This is a genomic window from uncultured Nevskia sp. (assembly GCF_903885465.1).
GTDB lineage: Bacteria > Pseudomonadota > Gammaproteobacteria > Nevskiales > Nevskiaceae > Nevskia.
The window spans coordinates 1-5036 of record NZ_CAISIQ010000380.1; the positions used below are offsets into that span (position 1 = coordinate 1).

4 protein-coding genes are annotated in these 5036 nt (G+C 66.3%); all 4 read right to left on the bottom strand.

Translation table 11 applies throughout. From position 1 onward, the window contains the following. Positions 1-2901, bottom strand: a 2901-nt coding sequence (locus QZY06_RS14910; protein WP_295685864.1) for a S8 family serine peptidase, incomplete at its 3' end; no start/stop codon positions are given. Between the two features lie 254 nt (positions 2902-3155). Then, the gene (locus tag QZY06_RS14915) at positions 3156-3845 is read right to left on the bottom strand and encodes an urease accessory protein UreF (protein ID WP_295685865.1); all 690 of its coding nucleotides are present in this window, start codon (positions 3843-3845) and stop codon (positions 3156-3158) included. Positions 3846-3850: 5 nt separating this feature from the next. Next, complete coding sequence (gene ureE, locus QZY06_RS14920) at positions 3851-4300, bottom strand: urease accessory protein UreE (RefSeq protein WP_367275655.1); 450 nt, start codon at positions 4298-4300, stop codon at positions 3851-3853. Positions 4301-4338: 38 nt separating this feature from the next. Continuing rightward, a partial coding sequence (locus QZY06_RS14925; protein ID WP_295685867.1) for an urease subunit alpha occupies positions 4339-5036 on the bottom strand: 698 nt, incomplete at its 5' end.

The window sequence follows — 5036 nt, forward strand, 5'->3', positions numbered from 1 at the left end:
GCTGCCGCCCTCGACCGAGATCACCGCGTCCGCCGTGAGGCCGGTAATGCTTGCCGGCGCTGAAGTGATCCGGCTGCTTCGCGCCACGCCGCGTTGATCGACGAAGTGGAAGCTGCTGGGGGCAGGGTTGGCCGGCACGTCGCAAGCCGCGCCCGCGATCAGCAGCGAGAAGGCTCGGACGCTGCCGCTGTCCTGCGTGGTGGTGTCGGTCACCCGCAGCAACCAGGTGCCGTTGCCGTTCTCGCCATCGAAGCCTGCCAGGGCCGCCGCCGGTTGGAACGAGCCGCGCCAGGGCGCATTGGCGGCAACGATGTTCTGGATGTTGATGCCGGTGCTTTCGTCATCCAGCGTCGTCTGGCAGAAATTGTTGCCGCCGTTGCCGGTGCCACCCGGTGTGTTCATCAGCCGGATCACTGTGCCCGCGGGCGATACCAGGCGGACGATCAGATCGCCGACGAAGCTGTGGGCGATGCCGACGGTGGTCGCGCCGATATCGGCAGTGCAACTGCTGCCGTCGATGCGGAAGTCGATGTCGTTCAGCGCGCCGTTGAGGCCGGAAACCGTCAGCGGAATGTCGACACCGGCTGTCCCGCCGTCCGGAATCGGGACCACGGCGCCGGTATAGCGGAAGGTCACCGGCGTGCCGGGCGCACCGGTGTTGGCCGATAGCGGGAAGGCCGGCGGCGGCGTGGCGCTGCCGGCATAGCTGGAAGCCGCGGAGAAGTTGATCAGCCGGCCGCAGGGGAAGGTGGATTCGACGCGGAAGGTGAAGCCGCGGGTATTCGCCGCCCGGTCTCCCGGCGCGATGTCCGGATAGGCCGAGTCGCTGTTGAGAAGCGTGACACCCGTCGTCGAACTGCTCAGGCTGACGCGCACGGAACTGGCCGCGGCGCCGCCCTGATTGCTCAGCGGCAGCGAGATGGACCAGGTTTCATTGGGTTCGATGAACGCATCGCCATCGCCGCTCACCTGGGTGAACACCGCCTTGCCCGGCAACAACAACGCCCGCGGTTGCGCGCCGCCGGCCTGCAGCGCCGGCATCGGCATGACGATGCCGGCGCCGGTGACGTTGTCGACGCCGGGGGCTTCGATGTCGATCGCGGTGGAGATCATCAGGTTGCGGATTTCCGCCATCGACAAGGTCGGCAAGGCGCTCGTGATCAGGCCGGCAATCGCTGCGGCATGCGGGGCTGCGGCCGAGGTGCCGAAGAAGGTCGAGAAGCCCGGGGCCGCCGTCGATACGCCGTCGGCCGCAGTCAGATCCGGCTTGTGGCGAACACGGCCGCCGGTGATTGTGCGGTTGCCCGGCGTCAGTTCAGCGCCGCCCGGGCTCAAGATGATCCGCCGCGGGCCATCCGAGCTGAAGATTTCGGAAACGTTGCCGCTGCTGAACAGATTCGGGAACGGTCCTTCGCCTGGCGGAGTGCTGTACGCCTCGGCGGCGGGTGTGGCGGCAATGCTGAAGGCTCTGGCAGCAGCGCTGTGGCCGCGGGTGGCGCCCGAGGTTGCCAGCGCCGGGTCGAGCCGGCCGCGGAACAGGATCAGATTGAAGGCCGGTGCGCTGCTCGTATTCCCCTCGCTGACCCGGGTGACCACCAGCCGCTCGCCGGGGAAGGCGCCCTTGTCCAGCATCTCGACCGGAAAATCGTCACCGCCCGAACCATTCTGGGTATCGGTGCTGGCGTCGAAGACCTTGGTCAGCGCGCCGTCCAGATCGTAGAGATCGTAGTCGGTCGAGGCCAGGCCCTGGGTCGCGTTGTAGTGCTCGGCCCAGATCAGGATGGCCGGCGTCCCGCCGTTGCCGCTCTTGACCAGAATAGAGTTGCTGCCGTCGCCGAAGTCGTGAAGCCTGCCAGCGATGGCCAGCACCGGCGGAACGGCGGCGGCGCTGGGCTTGAAGTTGCCTTCCCAGGTGCCGGAAGTGCCGTCTTTCAAATTGCCTTCGTTGCCGGCCGACGAGAAATACAGCACACCATTGCCGGTCACGGTGTTCACCGATTGGGCGATAGGGCCATCCTGGAACGGTGATTCGTCGAGATAGAGGATGTCGTCGACGATGATCGTGCAGCCGGCCGTGGCCAGATCGAGGATGTTCTGCGCGAACGAGCTTGCGCTGGTGAAGGCGGTGGCGAAACCCAGGCGGGCCTGCGGGGCGAGGTCGTGGACGATTTCCAGCATCGCCGTGCCTTCATCGCCGGTGCCGGTCTGTCCCGGCAGCACGAACAGGCGATCACCGTCGGGCAGATCGCCGGATGCCTGGGATGCCGCCAGCGAAGTCACGCCATCGGATAGCACGCAAATGGTCTGACCGGCACCGGTAGTGCCGAAGCTGTTCCGGGCGGTATCCGCGTCATGGACACGAAGACCCTGCGAGCGATTCAGCGCGTTGGTGAGGGCGCTGGTGGCGCGGCGCGGCGCGCTGGCGACCGGGCCTGGCGTCTGCGGTTCGGCATGGGTCCGCGCCGGAATTGCGAGACGGACCCTGAGGATTTCGTCCATCGCCGCCAACGCTTCGACGGCTTTCATCGGTACCCGGGCGCGCACCGTCCGGCTGCCGTAGACCAGGCCCTTGTCGGTGAGGATCGTGGCGTCGAGCTCGGTCAGCTGCTGCCAGACCGAACGCACGGCATCGGGCCGGGTGATGATCAGATCGACCAGCACGCGGCCATCGACTTCCGGCGTGACGTAACGGAAGTCCGGCAGGGCGGATGTCTCGACATCGCCGCGCTGCTTCTTCAGCGCCAGGAACAGGCGCGAGTCGATCTTCTTCTGGTTCGCGGTCTTCGATGCCTTGATCTGATTGAGCACGGCGATCTGCGCCGCGGCGCTCGGCTGGAGCTGCAAGCCGGTCTGCTGCGCAGCGGCCGCCTGCGGCAGCGATATCAGGGTTGCAGCGATCAAAGCTGCGGCGGCAACGCGCAAGCCTGTAAGAATTCTTCCGCGACGCGCGCAGGAAAGGCCAACTAGATGCAGATCCAACAGGGCCATGAGGGTCCTCTTTTGTTATTTGAACCAGGACCTGCGCGACTGCAGCAGCTCCGGAAAGCCGCGCAAGTCTGCAGAGGTCGGTTCTCAGCCGCTACCGCAGCAGCAACCCGCGAGCCCGGACCATCGCATTAGTTTTGTGAATGTTTTGTGTAAAGCGTTCGGCAAGCTCAGGATCGGAACAGCCGCGAATACTGCGATTCGTGGCGGGCGCTAGCGATGCCCTGCATCGGGCTGGCGATGCCGATGTCGTCGTCATCGATGGTCGCCGCGGTTTCGACGATCTCCGGAATCCGGTCGATCAACTGGCCGAGCAGGCGCTGGCCTGCGCTCTGGCCGAGCGGCACCAGCTTGATCGCCGCCAGCACCTGGTTCTCGCACCAGCTCCACAGATAGCCGGTGGCCGCGTCCGGTGCGCAGATGTCCCAGCGCACCGCGGCCAGCGCGAACAGCGCGGCATGGCTGGCGTCGACATTGCCGATCCAGGGCTTGGCTTCCTCGATGCCGTGTTCGATCAGCACCCGCGCGAGGGCTGAACCGAGATGCCGGTCTTCGGCGCGCAGCTCGGCGGTTTCACGGGCAGCGATCAGCCGCGCGCTGAGCCGCAGCGCCCACGGCGGGCGCTTGTCGGTCCAGGCCGCATGCATACGCAACAGCATCGGCAGATCGAGCGTACCGACCGATTGCGCCGCCAGGCCAGCAATCCAGTCGCCGGCGGTCGCTGCATCGACGACCAGCCGCCGTTCGACCGCATCTTCCAGCCCCTGCGAAAAATGGAAGCTGCCGATCGGCAGCGCCGGGCTGGTCAGATTCAGCAAGCGCAGCAGCGCCGTGCCGCCGGCGGCACCGTGACCGTACATGTCGTTCAGCCGTGCCCGTGAGAATGACCGTGGCCGCCATACGCGCCGCCTTCCGGCTCGAACGGCGCTTCCTCGACGGTGACCGTGAAACCCTGGCCACGCAGCATTTCATCGAGCACGTGATCGTGGCGGAAACGCAGCCAGCCAGCGCCGATCTGCACCGGCACATGGCGGTTGCCAAGGTGATAGCTGGCGCGCGCCAGCCGCCAGGGATCGTCGCAAGTGACCGTCGACACCACCTCGTCCATCGCGACGATTTCGACCACGCGGCCGTCGTCGGTGATCAGATGATCGCCGCCACGCAGCACCAGTCCGCGTTCGAGACGCAGGCCCACTTCTTCGCCGGTCGACAGCTTGGTCAGCTGGCGGCTGCGGGTGCGCAGATCGAACGGCAGCTCGATCTTGATGGTGGCGGCGTGGGCGCCGTCGCCGAGGCGTTTGGTGATCGTCAACATACTCGGAATTGGCTCTGGAACAGGCGCTAAAACAGGCCCTAAAACAGGAAATACCGCTGCGCCAGCGGCAGTACCGCCGCCGGCTCGCAATGCAGGCGCACGCCATCGGCACGCACCTCGTAGGTCTGGGCATCAACCTCGATCTTCGGCTGGTAATCGTTGAGGATCAGATCGCGTTTGCGGATCGCGCGTGTGTTCTTGCAGGCGACCAGGCGCTTGCCCAGACCCAGCTTGTCGCGCAGCCCGGCATCGAGCCCGGCCTGCGAGACGAAGCTCACCGAGGTCTCGGCGATCGCGCGGCCGAAGGCGCCGAACATCGGCCGGTAGTGCACCGGCTGCGGCGTCGGGATCGAGGCATTCGGATCGCCCATCGGTGCGGCGACGATCATGCCGCCCTTGATGATCATCGACGGCTTGGCGCCGAAGAACGCCGGCCGCCACATCACCAGATCGGCGAGCTTGCCGACTTCGATCGAGCCCACTTCATGCGCCACGCCGTGAGTGATCGCCGGGTTGATCGTGTACTTGGCGACATAGCGGCGGACGCGGAAATTGTCATGACGATCCGGGTCGGTGCCGAGCGGGCCGCGCTGGGTTTTCATCTTGTGCGCGGTCTGCCAGGTGCGGGTGATGACTTCGCCGATGCGGCCCATCGCCTGCGAATCGGACGAGATCATCGAGAACGCGCCGAGGTCGTGCAGGATGTCCTCGGCGGCGATGGTCTCTCGGCGGATCC